Annotated in this window: 2 protein-coding genes; both read right to left on the reverse strand. The window is 56.9% G+C overall.

The features are described 5' to 3' along the window. The coding region (locus AC061S_RS44530; RefSeq protein ID WP_478691590.1) for a 50S ribosomal protein L27 at positions 1 to 61 on the reverse strand (61 nt) is incomplete at its 3' end. A 23-nt stretch (positions 62 to 84) separates the two neighbouring features. Continuing rightward, on the reverse strand, positions 85 to 396 hold the full coding sequence (gene rplU, locus AC061S_RS44535; protein ID WP_003094761.1) for a 50S ribosomal protein L21: 312 nt from the start codon (positions 394 to 396) through the stop codon (positions 85 to 87). Positions 397 to 635 lie beyond the last annotated feature (239 nt).

A 635-nucleotide genomic window follows, 5' to 3' on the forward strand; every position in this document is an offset into this window, starting at 1 on the left:
GGCGTTTACTTTCTGAGTCGCGGCCGTTGCGGGTAGAACCGCCAGCTTTTTTGTGTGCCATGAGTCATATCCTCCAGAAAGGAATTAGGCCTGAATGCCGGTGATCTTGATTTCAGTGAACCACTGGCGGTGGCCCTGACGCTTCATGTGGTGCTTACGACGGCGGAACTTGATGATGCGGACCTTGTCGTGACGGCCGTGGGAAACCACTTCAGCGGTAACCTTCGCACCTTCGACGACCGGCAGGCCGATTTTCACGTCTTCGCCATTGGCAACCAGCAGGACGCGGTCGAAATCGATCGCTTCGCCGGTAGCGACGTCGAGTTTCTCGACCTTGAGGAATTCGCCTTCGGTGACTTTGTGCTGCTTGCCACCGGTAACAATCACTGCGTACATGTGTATCTCCGTTAAACCTGCTCACCCGACGCTTTATAGAAGTAGGAATCGGCCGGCATGGCTGCATGGGGTCGGATCGGACGCCCGTGCAATTGCGTAAGGCAGGGTATGCCAAGGAAGTTCAGGGCCCGCGATTGTACGGAAAGGTCCAGGCCGAGGCAAGTGCCACGGGCCTTTCCTTGACAGTCCCCCCCCTGCCACCTAGCATGCCGCGCAATCTTTGTGGAGCTATTGTCACT

This window comes from Streptomyces sp. CA189 (assembly GCF_056428985.1).